Annotated in this window: 17 protein-coding genes; 11 read left to right on the forward strand and 6 right to left on the reverse strand. The window is 38.4% G+C overall.

Annotated features, from left to right (window positions below; all coding sequences use genetic code 11):
- The first annotated feature begins 19 nt into the window (after positions 1-19).
- From mgtA to lpdA, 5 genes are all read left to right on the forward strand, one after another.
- On the forward strand, positions 20-2,632 hold the full coding sequence (mgtA, locus tag IGI87_RS06445) for a magnesium-translocating P-type ATPase (protein ID WP_438736489.1): 2,613 nt from the start codon (positions 20-22) through the stop codon (positions 2,630-2,632).
- A 597-nt stretch (positions 2,633-3,229) separates the two neighbouring features.
- Positions 3,230-4,345 carry a pyruvate dehydrogenase (acetyl-transferring) E1 component subunit alpha gene (pdhA, locus tag IGI87_RS06450; protein WP_104854580.1) on the forward strand — a complete coding sequence of 372 codons (1,116 nt, stop codon included), beginning with the start codon at positions 3,230-3,232 and terminating at the stop codon, positions 4,343-4,345.
- Between the two features lie 2 nt (positions 4,346-4,347).
- Positions 4,348-5,325 (forward strand): alpha-ketoacid dehydrogenase subunit beta, encoded by a 978-nt coding sequence (locus tag IGI87_RS06455; RefSeq protein WP_002357767.1) that lies wholly within the window; start codon positions 4,348-4,350, stop codon positions 5,323-5,325.
- Between the two features lie 142 nt (positions 5,326-5,467).
- Complete coding sequence (locus tag IGI87_RS06460; RefSeq protein ID WP_438736490.1) at positions 5,468-7,087, forward strand: dihydrolipoyllysine-residue acetyltransferase; 1,620 nt, start codon at positions 5,468-5,470, stop codon at positions 7,085-7,087.
- 7 nt (positions 7,088-7,094) lie between these two features.
- Positions 7,095-8,501, forward strand: coding sequence for a dihydrolipoyl dehydrogenase (lpdA, locus tag IGI87_RS06465; protein WP_113793913.1), 1,407 nt, complete (start codon positions 7,095-7,097; stop codon positions 8,499-8,501).
- Positions 8,502-8,613: 112 nt separating this feature from the next.
- Here the strand turns inward: lpdA and IGI87_RS06470 are convergent, their stop codons facing one another.
- Positions 8,614-9,600 carry a PocR ligand-binding domain-containing protein gene (locus tag IGI87_RS06470; RefSeq protein WP_438736491.1) on the reverse strand — a complete coding sequence of 329 codons (987 nt, stop codon included), beginning with the start codon at positions 9,598-9,600 and terminating at the stop codon, positions 8,614-8,616.
- Positions 9,601-9,760: 160 nt separating this feature from the next.
- Here IGI87_RS06470 and IGI87_RS06475 point away from each other — a divergent pair, with 160 nt between their 5' ends.
- The 5 genes from IGI87_RS06475 to IGI87_RS06495 all read left to right on the forward strand — a co-directional run bounded on the left by IGI87_RS06475 (position 9,761) and on the right by IGI87_RS06495 (position 13,817).
- Positions 9,761-10,900, forward strand: a complete 1,140-nt coding sequence (locus tag IGI87_RS06475) for a glycerol dehydrogenase (RefSeq protein WP_002363858.1) — start codon at positions 9,761-9,763, stop codon at positions 10,898-10,900.
- Positions 10,901-10,912: 12 nt separating this feature from the next.
- Positions 10,913-11,311, forward strand: coding sequence for a dihydroxyacetone kinase phosphoryl donor subunit DhaM (gene dhaM, locus IGI87_RS06480; protein ID WP_002357762.1), 399 nt, complete (start codon positions 10,913-10,915; stop codon positions 11,309-11,311).
- Positions 11,312-12,295, forward strand: coding sequence for a dihydroxyacetone kinase subunit DhaK (dhaK, locus tag IGI87_RS06485; RefSeq protein WP_104854576.1), 984 nt, complete (start codon positions 11,312-11,314; stop codon positions 12,293-12,295).
- A 12-nt stretch (positions 12,296-12,307) separates the two neighbouring features.
- The gene (gene dhaL, locus IGI87_RS06490) at positions 12,308-12,910 is read left to right on the forward strand and encodes a dihydroxyacetone kinase subunit DhaL (protein WP_002360441.1); all 603 of its coding nucleotides are present in this window, start codon (positions 12,308-12,310) and stop codon (positions 12,908-12,910) included.
- A 124-nt stretch (positions 12,911-13,034) separates the two neighbouring features.
- A complete protein-coding gene (locus IGI87_RS06495) occupies positions 13,035-13,817 on the forward strand; it encodes a hypothetical protein (RefSeq protein WP_438736492.1) in 783 nt (260 codons plus the stop codon).
- 72 nt (positions 13,818-13,889) lie between these two features.
- On the opposite strand, the gene IGI87_RS06500 is transcribed toward IGI87_RS06495, so the two are convergent.
- Positions 13,890-15,041 carry a hydroxymethylglutaryl-CoA synthase gene (locus IGI87_RS06500; protein WP_002361740.1) on the reverse strand — a complete coding sequence of 384 codons (1,152 nt, stop codon included), beginning with the start codon at positions 15,039-15,041 and terminating at the stop codon, positions 13,890-13,892.
- 185 nt (positions 15,042-15,226) lie between these two features.
- Between IGI87_RS06500 and IGI87_RS06505 the strand changes: the two genes are divergently transcribed.
- Positions 15,227-17,638: a hydroxymethylglutaryl-CoA reductase, degradative gene (locus tag IGI87_RS06505; RefSeq protein ID WP_438736493.1), complete on the forward strand. Its 2,412-nt coding sequence runs from the start codon at positions 15,227-15,229 to the stop codon at positions 17,636-17,638.
- Between the two features lie 18 nt (positions 17,639-17,656).
- Here IGI87_RS06505 and IGI87_RS06510 read toward each other — a convergent pair whose 3' ends face one another.
- The 4 genes from IGI87_RS06510 to IGI87_RS06525 all read right to left on the reverse strand — a co-directional run bounded on the left by IGI87_RS06510 (position 17,657) and on the right by IGI87_RS06525 (position 21,706).
- Positions 17,657-18,709, reverse strand: coding sequence for an AI-2E family transporter (locus IGI87_RS06510; RefSeq protein ID WP_113793917.1), 1,053 nt, complete (start codon positions 18,707-18,709; stop codon positions 17,657-17,659).
- Between the two features lie 16 nt (positions 18,710-18,725).
- Positions 18,726-19,931 carry a YdcF family protein gene (locus IGI87_RS06515; RefSeq protein WP_162782455.1) on the reverse strand — a complete coding sequence of 402 codons (1,206 nt, stop codon included), beginning with the start codon at positions 19,929-19,931 and terminating at the stop codon, positions 18,726-18,728.
- A 153-nt stretch (positions 19,932-20,084) separates the two neighbouring features.
- Positions 20,085-20,285, reverse strand: coding sequence for a cold-shock protein (locus IGI87_RS06520; RefSeq protein ID WP_104854570.1), 201 nt, complete (start codon positions 20,283-20,285; stop codon positions 20,085-20,087).
- A gap of 299 nt (positions 20,286-20,584) precedes the next feature.
- Positions 20,585-21,706, reverse strand: coding sequence for a baeRF6 domain-containing protein (locus IGI87_RS06525; RefSeq protein WP_438736494.1), 1,122 nt, complete (start codon positions 21,704-21,706; stop codon positions 20,585-20,587).
- Positions 21,707-21,946: the final 240 nt, after the last annotated feature.

Below are 21,946 nucleotides of genomic sequence, written 5' to 3' on the forward strand. Positions count from 1 at the left end.
AACCTTGGAGGAAAAGAAAATGATGAACAAAAAAACAATGGATATGAGAAAAGCAACCAAAGATCAAGAATTACGTAAATTGGCGTTGCTTTCTGAACGAGAATTAATGATGGAATTACGGACATCTGAAAAAGGACTCTCGAATGAAGACGCTGAAAAAAGATTAGAGGAATTTGGACCAAACGAAGTTTCTGCACAAAAGCCAACCCCAGCAATTATTTTATTTTTAAGTGCATTCAAAGATCCATTTGTCTATGTCTTAGCCTTATTGATGGTCGTTTCAACTTTAACGAAAGATTTCGAAGCCGCTATCGTGATGGGCGTGATGATTTTAGCCAGTGTCTTGATTGCTTTTATACAAGAGTATCGTTCTCAAAAAGCGAGTTTGGATTTAAAAGAATTAATTGAAAACACCGCTGCAGTGACACGGGAAGGAATTACGAAAGAAATTCCAATGGACGAAATTGTTCCAGGAGACATTGTAACTTTAGCTACAGGAGACATGATTCCTGCAGATGCCGTGTTGATTTGGACCAAAGATTTATTCGTTAATCAATCGTCGCTAACAGGCGAATCCATGCCTGTCGAAAAATTTGTGGATGCAGGTGTGGATCGTCAACAAACAGAGGTTTCTGCATTAGATATGCAAGACCTAGTGTTTATGGGCACAGATGTCTTGAGTGGACAAGGAAAAGCGATTATTTTAAAAACTGGGCAACATACATTTTTTGGGGATATTGCTAAAAATGCTACAACACAACGAGGAAAAACTAGTTTTGACTTAGGCTTAGCAAAAGTCAGTAAGTTTTTATTACGAATGGTAATGATTTTGTTTCCAATCGTTTTCTTGATTAATGGTTTAACTAAAGGTGCTTGGGGCGAAGCGTTTTTCTTCGCGATTGCCGTTGCAGTTGGTTTGACACCAGAAATGTTGCCAATGATTGTTACGAGTAACTTAGCCAAGGGTGCATTATCCTTATCGAAACATAAAGTCATTGTTAAAGAATTAGCGGCTATCCAAAATTTGGGTGGTATGGATGTGCTCTGTACAGATAAGACTGGAACGATTACCGAAGATCGTGTAGTTTTGGTTCAGCATTTGAATCCATTAGGTGATTTGAGTGACGAGGTTCTAAATTTAGCCTACTTAAATTCTTCTTATCAAACAGGTTGGAAAAATTTAATGGATATTGCCGTTATTAATTTTTATGAAGAGCATCAATGGAAAACGCCGTTTAAAAATGTCACTAAAATTGATGAAATTCCTTTTGACTTTTCCAGACGCCGCTTAACGGTTGTCGTGAATGCAGATGATCATCAATTGATGATTACGAAAGGCGCCGTGGAAGAAATGGAAGAAGTGTGCACGCATGCGCAAATTAATGGCGAAATTGTGCCATTAAGCACTGCTGTACGAGAAGAACTACGCCGAGTGAATGTTCAAATGAACAAACAAGGGATGCGTGTGTTAGCGGTAGCTGTAAAAAAAGATGTCCATAAAGAAGCAGTTTATTCAGTTGAAGATGAAAAAGAGATGACATTGATTGGGTTTATGGGTTTTCTTGATCCAGCAAAAGAGTCAGCTGTCAGCGCTATCCGCTCCTTACATGAACATGGTGTCAACGTGAAAGTGCTAACGGGCGATAATGACATTGTCGCCAAAAAAGTTTGTAAAGATGTAGGTATTGAAGTTTCCCATGTGCTATTAGGTTCTCAAATTGAAACAATGACAGATGAAGAGTTGCGGGAGCAAGTAGAAGAAACCAATTTATTTGCCAAATTAAATCCGATGCAAAAATCTAAAATTATTGAATTGCTACAAGCGAAAGGTCATACGGTTGGTTTTATGGGGGATGGTATTAACGATGCACCAGCATTGCGAAAAGCTGATGTGGGCATTTCAGTAGATACTGCAGCTGATATTACTAAAGATGCTAGTTCGATTATTTTACTGGAAAAAAGTTTAAATGTACTGGAATCTGGTGTGATTGAAGGACGAAAAGTATTTAGCAACATGATGAAATATATTAAAATTACCATCAGTTCAAATTTTGGGAACGTCTTTTCAATTTTAGTAGCCAGTGCGTTTTTACCATTCCTACCAATGCTTTCTTTACAACTCTTGATTCAAAATCTGATTTATGATGTGGCTCAGTTGACAATTCCTTGGGATAATGTCGATGAAGAAGAGTTATTAAGTCCTGTTCGTTGGGAAACGAACGGCCTAGCGAAATTTACAATATGTATAGGCCCAGTAAGTAGTATTTTCGATATTCTAACGTATCTTGTCATGTGGTTTGTCTTTAGCGCCAATAGTTTGGCCACTCAACATTTATTCCAAACAGGTTGGTTTATGGTGGGGCTTGTTAGTCAAACGTTAGTTGTTCATATGGTCCGGACGCGGAAAATACCATTCATTCAAAGTCGTGCGTCAATGCCTGTGATGCTAAGTAGTTTAGGCGCAATTTTACTCGGTTTCTTGATTGTAGCAACGCCTATAAGAGAGGTTTTTGACTTTGTGAAACTTCCGGCTAACTACTGGCCATGGTTCTTTGTAATCATCATTGCTTACATGTTAACTGTTGAAGTAGCTAAACGTTTATATATTAAAATTACCAAGGAATGGATTTAGTAAAATCTACTGAAAGAGAAAAGAAATTGCTAAGCTGTATTACTCGTTTTGCGAAAATTTGGTGATTTTACGCAATGAATGTTCGTGATAAAACCTAAGGCAAAGTATTTGAAAAAAAAACGAACCAAAAAAAATAAAAATTAACGAAAAAACTTTGTTTTCTAAAAAATAAAAAACCGCATGCTGAATAGGTTATTCGGCTGGCGGTTTTTATTTTTTGATTTTTTCAAGATAATTTTCATGAAAACACAAAGTTCGGAAATCAGATTACTAGCCAGCTCAGAGATGAGAGGGCTCGAATTAACGGAACTGTTATATAATATTTTCGAAATAGAATATAACAGTTGGGAGAAAAATAGTACAGAAGAAGTGTGAAACAGAAACCGTTTTCTTGTTTGTGAAAATTATCACTAAACCGCAAAAACATGCGGTTTTACTCTTTTGTGAAAAAATGAAGAAATTAGAGTTTTTTTCTTGCGCTTTTTCGAATTTAGTGATAATTTGTTAAGTGTAGTCGATAAAAAGTAATACAGTTTCGCACTCTGTTTTACTTTTATCGAAATTAAAGAAACGTAATAGAGAGGATTGTGTGACAAAATGGCAAAGGCTAAGAAACAAAAACCTATTGACTTTAAAGAGCTAATGGCTAAAGTCGACGCTGATTTCCCAACTTTCCAAATCTTGGATCAAGATGGAAAAATTGTGAATGAAGATTTAGTACCTGATTTATCGGATGAGGAATTAGTTGAATTAATGACACGCATGGTTTGGTCTCGTGTGTTAGACCAACGTTCTACTGCATTAAACCGTCAAGGACGCTTAGGATTCTTCGCACCAACAGCTGGACAAGAAGCAAGCCAATTGGCAAGTCAATTTGCAATGGAAAAAGAAGACTACTTATTACCAGGTTACCGTGATGTACCTCAATTAGTACAACATGGCTTACCATTAAAAGAAGCTTTCTTATGGTCTCGTGGTCACGTAGCAGGGAACTACTACGCGGAAGATTTAAATGCGTTACCACCACAAATTATCATTGGTGCTCAATACATCCAAGCAGCTGGTGTTGCTTTAGGATTGAAAAAACGTGGAAAAGAAAATGTTGTCTTCACTTATACTGGTGACGGCGGTTCTTCACAAGGGGACTTCTATGAAGCAATTAACTTTGCTGGTGCTTACCAAGCAAACGGTGTCTTCATTATCCAAAACAATGGTTTTGCGATTTCTACACCTCGTGAAAAACAAACAGCGGCTAAAACTTTAGCTCAAAAAGCTGTTGCAGCAGGAATTCCTGGTATTCAAGTTGATGGTATGGATCCATTAGCAGTTTACGCAATTGCAAAAGAAGCACGCGATTGGTCAGCTGCAGGAAACGGTCCAGTTTTAATTGAAACATTAACCTATCGTTATGGTCCACATACTTTATCTGGAGACGATCCAACACGTTACCGTTCAAAAGAAATGGATGACGAATGGGTACAAAAAGATCCATTGACTCGTTTCCGTAAATATCTAACAGATAAAGGCTTATGGTCTGAAGCAAAAGAAGAAGAAATTATTGAAAAAACAAAAGAAGAAATCAAAGTAGCGATTGCAGAAGCGGATAAAGCGCCAAAACAAAAAGTTTCTGATTTCTTGAAAAATATGTTTGAAGTTCAACCTCAAACAATTAAAGAACAAATTGCATTTTATGAAGCGAAGGAGTCGAAATAAAAATGGCACAAAAAACTATGATCCAAGCAATTACAGATGCCTTAGCTCTTGAATTAGAGAAAGACGAAAATGTCTTAATCTTCGGTGAAGACGTTGGTAACAACGGTGGGGTTTTCCGTGCAACTGAAGGTTTACAAGAAAAATTTGGTGAAGACCGCGTCTTCGATACACCTTTAGCTGAATCTGGTATCGGTGGATTGGCTTTCGGTCTTGCCTTGCAAGGTTACCGTCCAGTTCCTGAAATCCAATTCTTTGGTTTCGTTTTTGAAGTATTTGACGAAATCGTTGGTCAAATGGCTCGTACGCGTTACCGTATGGGTGGAACTCGTAATATGCCAATTACTGTTCGTGCCCCATTTGGTGGTGGTGTTCATACACCAGAACTTCACTCAGATAACTTAGAAGGATTAATCGCACAATCACCAGGCGTTCGTGTTGTTATTCCATCAAACCCTTACGATGCAAAAGGACTATTAATTTCATCTATTCGCAGCAACGATCCCGTTGTCTACTTAGAGCACATGAAATTATACCGTTCATTCCGTGAGGAAGTGCCAGACGAAGCTTATGAAGTGCCTTTAGATAAAGCGGCTGTAACTCGTGAAGGAACAGACGTATCAATCATCACTTACGGCGCTATGGTTCGTGAAGCGATTAAAGCAGCTGATAGCTTAGCGAAAGACAATATTTCAGCAGAAATCATTGACTTACGTACAGTGGCTCCTTTAGATGTGGAAACAATTATTAACTCTGTTGAAAAAACTGGCCGTGTGGTTGTCGTTCAAGAAGCACAAAAACAAGCTGGCGTTGGCGCTATGGTTGTTTCTGAAATTTCTGAACGTGCCGTATTATCATTAGAAGCACCAATCGGACGTGTATCTGCTCCAGATACAATCTTCCCATTCGGACAAGCAGAAAATATCTGGTTACCAAATGCGAAAGATATCGAAGCAAAAGCTAGAGAAATCGTCGAATTTTAATAGTTATTCGAAGTAGATAAACGAAGAATTAAACAGGTGGAATACGGCTATAGGCATGAAATGTTCAGCTACTATAGTCGTTTCCCCGCGTTTTGCTCCTAAGAAAATAGACAGATCCAACGAAGAAGGGAAGACTTAAAAAATGGCTTATCAGTTTAAATTACCGGATATCGGTGAAGGGATTGCCGAAGGCGAAATCGTTAAATGGTTTGTAAAACCTGGCGATACAATCAACGAAGACGATACGTTATTAGAAGTACAAAATGACAAATCAGTGGAAGAAATTCCATCACCAGTAACAGGTACTGTAAAAAATATCGTTGTACCAGAAGGAACAGTTGCAAACGTTGGTGACGTGTTAATCGAAATCGATGCACCTGGTCACGAAGATAACGATGCAGCACCAGCAGCTCCTGCACAAGAACAAACACCAGCACAACCTGCTGCTGTACCAACAACAGAAGCAGCTGGCGGATTTTTCCAATTCAAATTACCAGACATCGGTGAAGGAATTGCCGAAGGCGAAATCGTTAAATGGTTCGTTAAAGCTGGCGACACAATTAATGAAGATGATTCATTATTAGAAGTACAAAATGACAAATCAGTAGAAGAAATTCCATCACCAGTAACAGGTACTGTAAAAAATATCGTTGTACCAGAAGGAACAGTTGCCAATGTGGGTGACGTGTTAGTTGAAATTGACGCACCTGGTCATAATTCAGCAGCACCAGCAGCCGCAGCACCAGCTACTGACGCTCCTAAAGCGGAAGCATCAGCTCCAGCCGCTTCAACAGGCGTAGTTGCAGCCGCTGATCCAAACAAACGCGTTTTAGCAATGCCATCTGTTCGTCAGTATGCGCGTGAAAAAGACGTTGATATTACACAAGTAACTGCAACTGGTAAAGGTGGCCGTGTCATTAAAGCGGATATTGATGCCTTTGTCTCTGGTGGTTCTCAAGCAGCAACAGCTACTGAAGCTACCGCAACAGAAGCAGAACCTAAAGCGGAAGCAGCTGCACCTAAAGCAGCGCCAAAAGCCTTTACTTCTGATTTAGGCGAAATGGAAACACGTGAAAAAATGACACCAACACGTAAAGCAATTGCGAAAGCAATGGTTAACAGCAAGCACACTGCTCCTCACGTAACATTACATGATGAAGTAGAAGTTTCTAAATTATGGGATCACCGTAAGAAATTTAAAGATGTTGCTGCTGCAAATGGTACAAAATTAACATTCTTACCATACGTTGTAAAAGCATTGACTTCAACTGTTCAAAAATTCCCAATCTTGAATGCATCAATCGATGACGCAGCACAAGAAATTGTTTACAAAAATTACTTTAACATTGGTATCGCTACTGATACAGATCATGGCTTATATGTACCAAATGTTAAAAATGCTAATACGAAGAGCATGTTTGCTATCGCTGATGAAATCAACGAAAAAGCAGCATTGGCTATCGAAGGTAAATTAACTGCACAAGATATGCGTGATGGCACAATCACAATTAGTAACATTGGTTCAGTCGGTGGCGGCTGGTTTACACCAGTAATCAACTACCCTGAAGTTGCTATTTTAGGCGTTGGTACAATTGCTCAAGAACCAGTTGTTAATGCAGACGGCGAAATCGTTGTGGGACGCATGATGAAATTATCATTAAGCTTTGACCACCGTATCGTTGACGGCGCAACTGCTCAAAAAGCAATGAACAACATTAAACGCTTATTAGCTGATCCAGAATTACTATTAATGGAAGGATGATTAACAAATGGTAGTAGGAGATTTCGCCATTGAATTAGATACAGTCGTAATCGGAGCTGGACCTGGTGGATATGTAGCTGCAATTCGTGCAGCTGAAATGGGTCAAAAAGTTGCAATTATCGAACGTGAATACATCGGAGGCGTTTGTTTAAACGTTGGTTGTATTCCTTCAAAAGCATTAATTGCTGCAGGACATCATTATCAAGAAGCACAAGATTCTTCAACTTTTGGTGTAACAGCAAAAGACGTAGAATTAGACTTTACGAAAACACAAGACTGGAAAGATAACACAGTTGTTAAATCATTAACAGGCGGCGTTGGCATGTTATTGAAAAAACACAAAGTAGAAATTATTGAAGGCGAAGCATTCTTCGTTGACGAAAATACATTGCGTGTTATTCACCCAGACTCAGCACAAACTTACTCATTCAATAATGCTATTGTAGCAACAGGTTCTCGTCCAATTGAAATCCCAGGATTCAAATTTGGCGGACGCGTGTTAGATTCTACAGGCGGTTTAAACTTAAAAGAAGTTCCTAAAAAATTCGTTATTATCGGTGGCGGTGTCATCGGTGCTGAATTAGGTGGCGCTTATGCTAACTTAGGTTCAGAAGTAACAATTTTAGAAGGTAGCCCATCAATTTTACCAACTTATGAAAAAGACATGGTTAAAGTTGTCACAGACGACTTCAAGAAGAAAAACGTAACAATCGTGACTTCAGCAATGGCTAAAGAAGCTGTTGATAATGGCGATAGCGTCACTGTTAAATATGAAGTTAACGGAAAAGAAGAAAGTGTTGAAGCAGATTACGTAATGGTCACTGTTGGACGTCGTCCAAACACAGACGACTTAGGCTTAGAACAAGCGGGCGTTGAAATTGGCGAACGTGGTTTAATCCCAGTTGACAACCAAGGACGTACAAACGTGAAAAACATTTTCGCAATCGGCGACATCGTACCAGGTGCTGCGTTAGCGCATAAAGCAAGCTACGAAGCAAAAATTGCTGCTGAAGCAATTTCTGGTAAGAAAGTTGCAGTTGATTACAAAGCAATGCCAGCCGTTGCCTTTACTGATCCAGAATTGGCAAGCGTTGGTATGACTGTTGCAGAAGCAAAAGAAGCGGGAATTGAAGCAAAAGGCTACAAATTCCCATTTGCTGGTAACGGCCGTGCAATCTCTTTAGATAAAACTGAAGGATTCATGCGTTTAGTTACAACTGTGGAAGACAATGTCATCATCGGTGCACAAATTGCCGGTGTCGGGGCTAGTGACATGATTTCTGAATTAGCTCTAGCTATTGAATCTGGCATGAATGCAGAAGACATTGCTTTAACAATCCACCCACACCCATCATTGGGCGAAATTACTATGGATACAGCTGAATTGGCTTTAGGTTTACCAATTCATATTTAATAGTATCACTTTGTCGCACGACAGATATAATGCGCTTTTTGCACTTGTTGCATTAGCCACAGCAAGAGCAAAAGGTGTAAAAAAACAACGACTCCTAAAAGTCGTTGTTTTTTTATACTCTGTTTTTTCTTTTACGGTATTTAAGGGGTGTTTCACCCGTTTCTTGTTTAAAGATACGGACAAAATAGCTATCTTCAACAAAGCCTAAATCTTCACTGATTTGGGCAATCGTTTTATCTGTCTCCAAAAGAAGCTGTTTAGCCCATGTGATTTTTAATTGTCGATAAAATTGACTAAAGGGAATACCAAACTCCTCTTTTAATAAACGACTTAAATACGTCGGTGTCAAATGAACAAGGTCTGCCAGTTCTTGTAAATTTAGACGCAGCGATTTGTTTTCCCAAAGGGCATCTAAAACTGGTTGTAATTGCTTATTTTTAGTTTGATAGGCGCTTGAAGGAGTTAATTGAGCAGTTAATAAAGTTTGTTGAATATCTTTTTGGATCATGTTCAATGGTTCCAGCTCTTCTTTTCGCGAACTAATCTGTAAAGATTGTTTGTAAGTGTTGATTAAATAATCTTTTTTGATGGCTTCAGAAATAATATATTGGCTTAAATCTGCGATTAATGTCGCGCTCTTTTCTAAGTCTGCTAGTTCTAAAACAGGGTATTGTTGATACAGCTCTTGATGTGTTACTAAAAATTTTTGAATGGAGGCATCATTCATGGTTAAAACCTGTTCTAACTCTTCTTGATGATCTTCGAGCAAAACTTCACCAGCCATAATGGCTCCCACATATTGGTCATCAACGATAATGGGGATGGCCATATCAACGATGTTAAAATGACAGCGGTAGATAAAAGGCTGACCAGTGCGAACAGCTTCTAAGCCACCACGAGCATCACATTTTTCACAAAGTTTCGAGAGCTCAGGGGAGTGACGTACCAGTTGACAAAAGGGTTGAACTTGACTATGTTTCGTCACCGGTCGACCTTTATAATCAACTAAAATAATAGCTAAACGAGTGCTTAAGGCCAATGATTCTTGCAATTTTTCCCACTTTTCTAAATCTAAAATATTTTTTAATTCTACAGTCATAAGGCAATCCTTCAATCTAAAGTTTAAAAATCATAATATTTTATTATTTCACAAAATAATTCTATCATTTTTTGTAAGAGAACGATACCAAAAGTTCAATGCTTTTTTGATGAAAGCGTTTTATACTATGTATGTAAACAAAATATAGGAGGCTATCAACATGAGAAAAGCATTGATTTTACCAACGAAATATGTTCAAGGGGAAGATGAATTACTAAACTTAGGTTACTTCGTTTCAACTTTTGGAAAAAAAGCGTTACTAATTGCAAATCCTGCTGACGTTGATCGTGTACGTCCGCAATTGGAAGAAACAGCGAAAAAGTTTGACATTACCTTCGTAGAGGGTGGCTTTAGTGGAGAAGTAACGCGGGAAGAAACAAAGCGCTTGCAAAACGTTGGACAAAAAGAACAAGCAGACTGTATCATTGGTTTAGGTGGCGGTAAAGCAATCGATGCTTCAAAAGTCGTAGCAGAAGGTGAAAATTTAATTATTGTACCAACGATTGCGGCTCAAGATGCACCAACTTCGCATTCAGCTGTACTATATCATGAAGATGGCTCATTTGATGATTATGCTTACTTTAAACAAAGTCCAAGCGTCGTTATGGTTGATACAAAAGTGGTTGCCAAAGCGCCAACTAGATTTTTAGTTGCCGGAATGGGGGATGCCTTATCCACATATTTTGAAGCACGCGCAACACACAATTCATATTCTCGGGTTAATGCTAGTTTGCCAATGGGTTCAAGAGAAGGCTTAACGCCCGCTGCTAGCGGCACATATGCAGCTTTGGCCATGGCAAAACTTTGCTGGGAAAATCTCCAGGAAGATGGGTTAAAAGCGAAATTAGCTTGTGATGCAAACGTGGTTACTGAATCATTGAATAAGATTATCGAAACAAATATCTTACTTTCAGGCTTAGGTTTTGAAAGTGGCGGTTTAGCTGCAGCGCATGCGATTCATAACGGTATGACAGTCTTACCTGGTGCGCACAGTTATTTACATGGTGAAAAAGTAGCCTTTGCAACCATTGCACAACTTGTATTAGAAGATGCAGCAAAAGACGAATTGGAAGCTGTATTAGACTTTAGCGCTTCTGTAGGCTTACCATTAACGCTTTCAGACATTGGTGTCGATGAAATCACTTATGAAGAAGCTTTGGAAGTAGCCAAAATTGCTTGCATTCCGGAAGAATCAATTCATTCAATGCCATTTCCAATTGTCGTTGAAGAAGTAGCGAATGCAATCATTGTTGCAGATAAAGTCGGACAAGAATATAAAACAAGACATAAATTAGATTAAGGAAGTGTCCACATGAAAGCAGATATTTTACTCGTTTCACATAGCAAAATGATTACAGATGGTATTAAAGAGATGATTGAACAGATGAACGCCAGTGAAGAAATTACGATTCATTCACTTGGTGGCACATCGGATGGTTCATTAGGTTCAGATCCAATGAAAATCATTGATACGATTAACGAAGCGGACTCTGACCGAGAATTTTTAATTTTTGCCGATTTAGGCAGTGCCGTTTTAAGTTCAGAATTAGCTTTTGATATGCTAGAAGAAGACCAACAGAAACACTATCATTTAGTCGATGCACCACTGGTTGAAGGGGCTTTTGCGGCAGCAATTACTGCAGGTGTCTCAGATGATTTGACGCAAATTTTAGCAGAAGCTCAAAATGCTGGTAAGAAAGGGTGGAACTAAATGAAAAAAATTATTAATGAACCTGGAAAAATTGTCGAAGAAATGCTCCAAGGAATTGTGAAAAGCTATGGAAACCTTGTTCATCAAGTCGAAGATTCTCGCGTGATTGCTCGCAACGACTCAAACAAACAAGTTGGGTTAGTATCTGGTGGCGGAAGTGGTCATGAGCCTGCACATGCTGGGTTTGTTGGTGCTGGGATGTTAAATGCCGCAGTATTAGGGGATGTCTTTACTTCACCAACACCAGATCAAATTTTAACAGGGATCCAAGCGGCAGATCAAGGGGCAGGTGTTCTGTTAATCGTAAAAAATTATACAGGCGATATTTTGAATTTTGAAATGGCCAAAGATATGGCTGATATGGAAGACATTCATGTAGAAATGGTCGTTGTTGATGACGATATTGCTGTCGAAGATAGCACCTATACCGCTGGAAAACGAGGAGTTGCCGGGACTGTTCTTGTTCATAAAATTTTAGGACATCATGCCCGCCAAGGTGCTTCATTAGAAGAGCTCGTTTCTTTAGGAGAAAAGATTGTAGCAGCCACGAAAACCATTGGAGTGGCTTTAAAAGCAGCCACTGTGCCTGAAGTTGGCAAACCAGGTTTTACTTTACCAGAAGATGAAATTGAATTTGGCGTAGGGATTCACGGAGAACCAGGCTATCGCCGTGAAAAAATCCAACCATCAAAAGAGTTAGCGAAAGAATTAGTTGAAAAAACATTAAGTAGCTATCAACAACCACCACAAACAGTGGGGGTACTTGTCAATGGCATGGGTGGCACGCCATTAATGGAACAATTTGTATTTATGAACGATGTGCTAACATTATTAGAAGACAAAGGTGTTCAAGTGACCTTCCATAAAGTGGGTAACTATATGACGTCCATTGACATGCAAGGATTATCTCTAACGATGATTGACTTGGCGACAAAAGACTGGCAAACAGCGCTAGAAAGCAATGTAACAACAATTTCTTGGTAAGGGTGATAAAAGATGGAATTAACAGTAAAAGACATTCAAACATGGTTAGACAATTATTCAAAAGTTATTGAAGAAAAAAAAGACTATTTAAGTGAATTAGATACGCCGATTGGTGATGGGGATCATGGCAACAACATGGCTCGTGGTATGGCTGAATACAAAATTGCGTTTGACAAAAAAGTACCAACAACAATCACGGAGACATTTAAAGTTTTATCCATGGCCTTGATTTCAAAAGTTGGCGGAGCTTCTGGCCCTTTATATGGGACTGCGTTTATGAATATGACCAAAGCGACAAAAGATTTGGAAACCATTAGTTCGCCAGAACAATTAAAAGAAATTGTTCAGCAAGGTCTAGCTGGGATTCAGATGCGTGGCAAAGCTGAACCAGGAGATAAAACGATGGTCGATGTCTGGGCACCTGTTGCTGAAGTAATCGGAACGGAACAATTTAATGAAGAAAAAATTGAACAATTTGCTGAAGCAACAAAAGATTGGGTGGCGAAAAAAGGACGTGCCTCTTATTTAGGGGAACGAGCAATTGGTCATATTGATCCAGGAGCAGCTTCTAGTGCATTATTATTTGAAGAACTAGTCAAAGTGATCAATCAATAACAGTGAGAAAAAAGTTTAGCAAGTGCCTCTCTTGAAGCGCTTGCTAAACTTTTTTTATAAATAATGGTTTCTTTTGTTCATCTATGGGATAATTTAAGTAACAAAAAATAACAAAGATAGACAAATGGGGGATTTAAAGATGAAAAAGCATGTGATTGTGGGATGTTTATTAATCGTTAGCTCAATGTTTGTAAGTGCTTGTGGAAATTCGTCAGACGTGACCACAGAAAAAACCAGTATTACAAAGCAAGTCGAAGCTACGCGACAAAGCACATCCTCTTCTGTAGACCAAACCAAGTATGATGTCATTATTACAGAAGCTAAAAAGTTAACGGCAGAGGGGCAATATAAAGAATCAGAAGAAAAATTAGCTACGATCCCCGTCAGCGATTTAGGGAAACCACACTATTCGATCGTTAAAGAAACGGTGGAGAAACTAAATAAACAAAATAATGAAGGTTTAAAAAGACAAGAAGAAGTTGTGGTTGAAAAGCAACCGCAGACAAGTCCGGCACAAACGGAATCACTTAAACCGATTCCAGATGAATTTGCTAAATGGGCAACCACCTATCTTTTTTATTATCCACGAGGAGATCAAAAGCAAGCGGGTTTAATCATTGAATCGGATGGAGCGGTCACGCAGACGAATACGAATGGCGAAATTTACACAGGAAAAGCCGAAATAAGTGGAGCTTCGGGCACTATTTTAAGTTATGATACGACTAGTTATCGCCCGACGACCCAACCAGCTACAAAATCGATTACTCCAAATGTTAAAATCACTGTTACTTGGAACAATGGCGGCGGTGTTGATGTTTATTATGGCTACGTTTCTTATTCACAACGTTTAGCTTTGACAGATGGTATCGCCGTGACAAACGGGGTCAAAGAAGTTTGGCTTTCATAAAAAGAGCTAGACATTCAAGTTTTTGCTTGAATGTCTAGCTCTTTTGTTGATTGAATCGGGGGATATAAATACTTAGTTTCGATAAGAACGAACGGTATTATTAATAGCAGAAATACTATATTTTAATTCATCTTCTAACGTTTGATCAATGTCCGTGTCTAAAGTTTCTGCAAACATGGCTTCATATTCAGCGATAGAAAGTTCTGTCCGATTATCCAGCAGTGCTAAATGAGTTTCTTTTTGTAAATGATTTTGATAACCAGCTACTAATTCACCAGTGAAAAATTCAGCGACAGCACCAGAACCATAACTGAATAACCCAATTTGATTGCCTGCGGTTAAAGTCGTTGCATTTTCTAAAAGGGAAATGAGTCCCAGATAAAGTGAACCCGTATACAAGTTTCCTACGCGACGACTATAGACGATGCTTTCTTCATAACGGGCTAAAATTCGTTCTTGTTCTGCTTCAGTTTGGTCGGAGATTTTTGCTAATAAGGCTTTTTTGCCCATTTTTGTGTAAGGAATATGGAACGCTAAAGCATCATAATCTGCAAAATCAAGACCGGTTCGTTTTTTATGTTCATCCCAGACTTGGGCAAAAGATTGGATGTAGGTTTCGTTTGACAAAGGACCATCGACCATAGGATACGGATGGCCTGTTGGACGCCAAAAGTCATAGATATCTTGCGTCAGCATCACATTATCCTCTTTTAAAGCCAAGATGCGCGGTTCACTAGCAACTAACATTGCAACCGCCCCAGCTCCTTGTGTAGGCTCACCGCCAGAATTTAAGCCATATTTTGCAATATCTGCCGCCACGACCAAGACTTTTTTATCTGGATGTAAGGCTACGTGATTCTTAGCCAACTGTAAGCCTGCTGTTGCTCCGTAACAAGCTTCCTTGATTTCGAAAGAGCGAGCGAAAGGTTGAATCCCCATTAAACGATGTAAGACAACTGCGGCCGCTTTTGACTCATCGATACTGGACTCAGTCCCTACAATCACCATATCAATGGCCTCTTTATCTTCTTTGGTCAAGATCGCTTCTGCGGCATTGGCTGCAAATGTCACAATATCTTGGCTGATTGGGTTCACCGCCATTTGGTCTTGCCCAATACCAATATGAAATTTTCCAGGGTCTACATTTCTAGCTTCAGCCAGTGCCGTCATATCAATATAATATGGGGGCACAAAAAAACTAATTTTATCAATCCCAATTGTCATTTCTTTAACTCCTTTACGATAAATAGATTCATTATATAAAATAGCACGAAATGAACCAAAATGGGGAATTTTTGTATTAACTTCATAGATTATTAAAAAATATCTTATAAGTCTGTTAACATTCAGTGATTGGCACTTGTGATTCTGGGATTTTATGATATATTTCAAGATGGAGGTGCATTTAGTTGAAAACAGTAGTTATTATTGATGCATTACGAACACCAATTGGAAAATATAAAGGCAGCTTAAGTCAAGTAAGTGCCGTAGACTTAGGAACACATGTTACAACACAACTTTTGAAAAGACATTCCCATATTTCTGAAGAAATTGATCAAGTAATCTTCGGAAATGTTTTACAAGCTGGAAATGGCCAAAATCCCGCACGACAAATAGCAATAAACAGCGGTTTGTCTCATGAAATTCCCGCAATGACAGTTAATGAGGTCTGCGGATCAGGAATGAAGGCCGTTATTTTGGCGAAACAATTGATTCAATTAGGGGAAGCGGAAGTTTTAATTGCTGGCGGAATTGAGAATATGTCCCAAGCACCTAAATTACAACGCTTTAATTACGAAACAGAAAGCTATGATGCGCCTTTTTCTAGTATGATGTGCGATGGATTAACAGATGCCTTTAGTGGTCAAGCAATGGGTTTAACTGCTGAAAATGTGGCCGAAAAGTATCATGTAACGAGAGAAGAGCAAGATCAATTTTCTGTACATTCACAATTAAAAGCAGCTCAAGCACAAGCAGAAGGGATGTTCGCTGACGAAATAGCTCCCTTAGAAGTGTCAGGAACGCTTGTGGAGAAAGATGAAGGGATTCGCCCTAATTCGAGCGTTGAGAAGCTAGGAACGCTTAAAACTGTTTTTAAAGAAGACGGTACCGTGACTGCAGGGAATGCGTCAACCATTAATGATGGGGCTTCTGCTTTGATTGTTGCTTCACAAGAATATGCCGAAGCACACGGTCTTCCTTATTTAGCTATTATTCGAGACAGCGTGGAAGTCGGCATTGATCCAGCCTATATGGGGATTTCGCCGATTAAAGCCATTCAAAAACTGTTAGCGCGGAATCAACTTACTACGGAAGAGATTGATCTGTATGAAATCAACGAAGCATTTGCAGCAACTTCAATCGTGGTCCAAAGAGAACTGGCTTTACCAGAGGAAAAGGTCAACATTTATGGTGGCGGTATTTCATTAGGTCATGCGATTGGTGCCACAGGTGCTCGTTTATTAACGAGTTTAAGTTATCAATTAAATCAAAAAGAAAAAAAATATGGCGTGGCTTCTTTATGTATCGGTGGTGGCTTAGGACTCGCTATGCTACTAGAGAGACCTCAGCAAAAAAAAAACAGCCGATTTTATCAAATGAGTCCTGAGGAACGCCTGGCTTCTCTTCTTAATGAAGGTAAGATTTCTGCCGATACAAAAATAGAATTTGAAAATACAGCTTTATCTTCGCAGATTGCCAATCATATGATTGAAAATCAAATCAGTGAAACAGAAGTGCCGATGGGCGTTGGCTTACATTTAACAGTGGACGAAACTGATTATTTGGTACCAATGGCGACAGAAGAGCCCTCAGTGATTGCGGCTTTGAGTAATGGTGCCAAAATAGCACAAGGATTTAAAACAGTGAGTCAACAACGCTTGATGCGTGGTCAAATCGTTTTTTACGATGTTGCAGACGCCGAGTCATTGATTGATAAACTACAAGTAAGAGAAACGGAAATTTTTCAACAAGCAGAGGTAAGTTATCCATCTATCGTTAAACGCGGCGGCGGCTTAAGAGAATTGCAATATCGTGCTTTTGATGAATCATTTGTATCTGTCGACTTTTTAGTAGATGTTAAGGATGCAATGGGGGCGAATATCGTTAACGCTATGTTGGAAGGCGTGGCAGAGTTGTTCCGTGAATGGTTTGCGGAGCAAAAGATTTTATTCAGTATTTTAAGTAATTATGCAACGGAGTCGGTTGTTACGATGAAAACGGCTATTCCAGTTTCACGTCTAAGTAAGGGGAGCAATGGCCGGGAAATTGCTGAAAAAATTGTTTTAGCTTCACGCTATGCTTCGTTAGATCCTTATCGGACAGTCACGCATAACAAAGGGATCATGAATGGCATTGAAGCCGTAGTTTTAGCCACTGGAAATGATACGCGCGCTGTTAGTGCTTCTTGTCATGCTTTTGCGGTGAAAGAAGGTCGCTACCAAGGCTTGACTAGTTGGACGCTGGATGGCGAACAACTAATTGGTGAAATTTCAGTCCCGCTTGCTTTAGCTACGGTGGGCGGGTCCACAAAAGTCTTGCCTAAATCTCAAGCAGCCGCTGATTTGTTAGCAGTGACAGATGCAAAAGAACTAAGTCGAGTAGTAGCGGCTGTTGGTTTGGCACAAAATTTAGCGGCGTTACGGGCCTTAGTTTCTGAAGGAATTCAAAAAGGACACATGGCTTTACAAGCACGTTCTTTAGCGATGACGGTCGGAGCTACTGGTAAAGAGGTTGAGGAAGTCGCTCAACAATTAAAACGTCAAAAAACGATGAACCAAGACCGAGCCTCGGCTATTTTAAATGATTTAAGAAAAAAATAAAAAATAGTTCAGCAGAATTTATTCTGCTGAACTATTTTTTTTAACATTGGGTAGCCGTTTTAGGCCACGAATCGGTTTTACTTTTAAGACATCTAAGAAGAAAGTGAATACAGGGATTCCTACAATAAGTCCCCATACACCAAAGAGACGCTCACTAACTAATAAAATGACAAACGTATAAAAGATTGGTAACTCTGTTTTACTAGACATAAATTTAGGATTTAGCACGTAAGATTCAAATAAATGGACGATTGTAATTAAAGCTAAGATATAAATCACATCGTTCAAGCCACCTTGGGAATAAGCAATGAAACTTAGAGGAATGCAGGAAATAATCACACCGGCAACTGGAACTAAGCTCAAAACGAAGATCATAATGGCTAAACTAGGTAACTGCGTAAAGCCGATTATTGCCAAGGCCAAGGTAGTAATAACTGTGTTCACCACAGCAATGAAAAACTGAGCTTCCATTACGACACCAAATGTGTTGACGAACTTGTTGGCAAAATAATAGATATCCTGAAAAAACCAATCAAAATCACTTTTTAAGAATAACTTAGAAAAATCGGCCATTTGTTTCTTCTCAATCATAAAGAAGAAACTTAAAATAAAGGACATGACAAACGATAAGCCAACAGCGCCAATATCTTGAATATAGCGTAGAATCATTGAAGCACCATTCTGTAGTTGAGAGAGTAAGTTGGATTTTTCCAAGTATTGATCAATAAATTGCAATACTTGATTTGTATCTGTATGTGGACTTTGATAAAAATCAACTACAGAATTAATCATTTGAGTCGTTTGGTTAACTAAAACGGGGACATATTTAGTAATCGCTAAATAGATTAGAAAAACAACCAATGCATAGGTTAAGAGAACGATGACAATCGTTGGGATTTTCATATAGCGTTGAACAAAATGGACTAAACGAACAGCTAAATAGGTAAAGATAAATGTTAAAAGAATTGTAGTAATCATGCTTCTGGATAAATAAAGCACAAAAATAATCAAAGCAAGGACGCAAAAACGTCGCAAACGTTCATTTTGAATAAATTTTTGATACAAACTCATAGGGGAAACTCCTTCTTTACTGAATAATCAAGCCTGTTAAGAATAACATAACCATACCGATGGCAGCTAGGCCGCAAACAATAATATGGCGGCGTTTGTACATCACTACAATAGCAATGAACTCTCGAATAAACGCGTTAGGTAAAAAATAAAATGCGGTTTTCGCTCCAATACCATCAGCTTTTAAGCCAGCCATTCGAGCGAAAAGACCCGCTCGGAAAAGGTGATAATTGTTTGTAGTAAAAATGGCTTGGAAATTAGTATTTCCAAAATCCTCAATCATCGTTTCTTTGGAAAAACGCATATTTTCCAGTGTGTTTTTTGAATGAGCTTCTACTAAAATATCATCGTCAGGAATACCTTGCGTCAAAGCATACATTTTCATTGCGACACTTTCAGGAAGTAATTCATCGGGACCTTGGCCACCAGACATGACGATTTTTGGTGGATTTAACGTGGCGCGATTTTGAGCCTTGTAAAATTGAATCGCTTTGTTGATGCGGGCTTGCAATAACGGCGGGACAATCTCACCATTGATTAACCCAGAACCTAACACAACAATATAATCCTGTGTATATTTTGGCTGATTAAATTGATACAACGTAGAAACGGTCAAGAAATTATAAAAAACAAACGCGAAATAAGTCAAAATAAATGGTGCAATAGTTAGTGGCAAGGAGAGCCAAGTCGGTAATAATGATTGGAAAAAGAAATTATAAATTAACAATAATGTCAAACCGATCGCCAGTAACAAAGTCAACAAGTTCCCTAAAGAACGACCTTCTTTTCTCATAACAACGACCGCATTCCAATAAAGGAAAATAATTAAGGCATAAATTCCTAAAGCCAACCCGATAAAGATAGCCAAAAGGGCAATAATTGCTAAGGTGATTAGAAAGTAGTTGTTTGTCCGGATTGCAGTAATCCCTAAATAAATTGCTAGAACTACAAGAAAAATATTAAATAATGTCCCATTTAACAAACGCCTTTTTTCTTTGAAATAGAAGAGCGCAAACAAGCCAAAAAAAGCAATAGGGATTAAAAAGAAGGCTGTACCACGAATGATTTCTAAATACAAAACATAAGAGAAGAATAAAAAGATAGTCCAACCAAACGTCCACGGTAACCAATCGTGTTCTTTTTTCTTTTTCCGCCACGAAGGAATGAAAAAGAGACCCAATAAATAAACACCTAAAAAGGTTAAATCACCATAAAATTGCATAAATAAACTCCTTTAAAACATTTTTCCTCTTCAGTATAACGAAAACTCTTAAAAAAAAATAGGGGAAACACTTAGTTTCAGAAAGTTTTCTTGTTTTTTTTTATAAAAAAAACCTGACGTTTAACGTCAGGTTTTTGAGTCAGTATTGTTTAATTAAGCTTTAGAAACGTTAGTTGCTTGAGGGCCACGTTGACCTTCTTCAATTTCGAAAGTTACTGCTTGACCTTCTTCTAAAGTTTTGAAGCCGTCACCTTGGATAGCTGAGAAATGTACGAATACATCGTTTCCGTTTTCTGCAGTGATGAAGCCAAAGCCTTTGTCTGAGTTAAACCATTTTACTGTACCTGTTTCCATAATAAATATCCTCCTAGATGTGTGTGTTATAACACATTCATATTTTGCAATTACTTGAAAGGTGAAAAATGTGGAAGATGTTTATTTGAAACAGCTACCCATATTACCGAACAAAAACTACATCTATTACTATAGCATACTAACTGGTTTTTGTATAGCAATAACCTTATTTTCTTTTTTATCGGATGTTTTTTAAAAACTAGAAAGTGAAGATAAGGCTGTTATAGTGCTGTTTCAATAAGGCTAAGAAAAAAAGCCCATTGTAAGGCGCTTTCTTACAATGGGCTTTTGGCTGTTTTTTAATAACGGAGGATAGCCGCTAAAGATTTTTCATCTGGTGCGGCTTTTTGGTCTAAGACAAAAACTTGACCGCCGTTTTGGATGACTTGGTAAGCAATAGTGTTTAAAAGTTTGCGACGGTCATATTCTTCAGATGACATTTCATTGTTTTCAGTAACAAAGAGTGACGTTGCAATAAAAAGATGGGAAATTTTACCGTCAGCTGCCGCTGGCGAAATATCAGTAAATTGATCTAAAAATTTACGATCTAGTAATTTGTTATAAGAAGCTGTTTCTTTTTCTGTTAACTCTGCAGCTATTTTTTCACTAGCGCTGCGGATATCTTGAATGGTTGCTTGTGCAGGTGAAGCAGCAACTGAAATTGAGCAATCATAATAAGGATTTTTAGCAATCTTTTTAAAAAGTGTTTGGTTTTCTGGTAAAGCATAAAGATAAAGCGGTAATTTTTCAGGATTATCCAGTTGATCTTTTAAGAAAGTATCGACCGCTTGATAGTAGTTCACCCAATCAATTTCAACTTCTTTATCTTTAGTATTGATGCTATGATAAGCGACACCTTCTTTAGAACCATTAGAACTACCTTGAGTTGAAAAGTTTAAATTGCCACCCGTTAATTCATCACCTAAAGCTGTGACCACGTCGGTTGGTGCATCTTTAGGCAATTCAATAGGAGTCACAGTCGTATGATCGACCTTGTAAAGTTTCATTGAATCGCGATTTAGAGCAAGTAGGTAATAATGGTAGTTAAATTGTTTGTCTTTGACTAGTCCAAGTAAATAAGGAATCGTGTCCACGTAATATTGATCATCAACGGGCACATCTAATCGTTGGACTAAGGTATTCTCTGGAGATAAGATAATTGAAACACTTGCTGTGCCGTTGCGCCAGAAGGAAGCATCAGCTAGAAGTGCATCAATTTTTTCTTGGAAAACGGCCCATTTTTCTTCAGGAAATTTTTTTTCAAAGCGTGTTTTTGCCGCTTTTGCAAAATTTTTCAAAACAAGCGAATCTTTTTCTACGTTTTGATGAGCGACATGGGTGTTAAACAAGAAGGTAACAAAAGGTCCATGAACTTCTTCAGAAAATAATGTTGATAAGCTATCTTTTTTTTGATTTGCCATAATAAAATCCCCCTTCTAAGAGTAAGTGTAGCACAGGAAATCGAATGTTTAAAACAATATGTTCAATATAGGGAAACGCTTTAAAGAATCTAAATAAAGGACTGTTAATGGTGTTCTAATAAAAGTTTTATAAAAAATATAGCTGAAACTCATGATAAAAAAGGCACAAACCACTATACTTACGTTATGCCAATTATCCCGAATTGGTTTTTTCATACTTACTCCTACCAAGAGTAAATA

It is taken from the genome of Enterococcus sp. DIV1444a, from assembly GCF_051712125.1.
GTDB lineage: Bacteria > Bacillota > Bacilli > Lactobacillales > Enterococcaceae > Enterococcus > Enterococcus faecalis.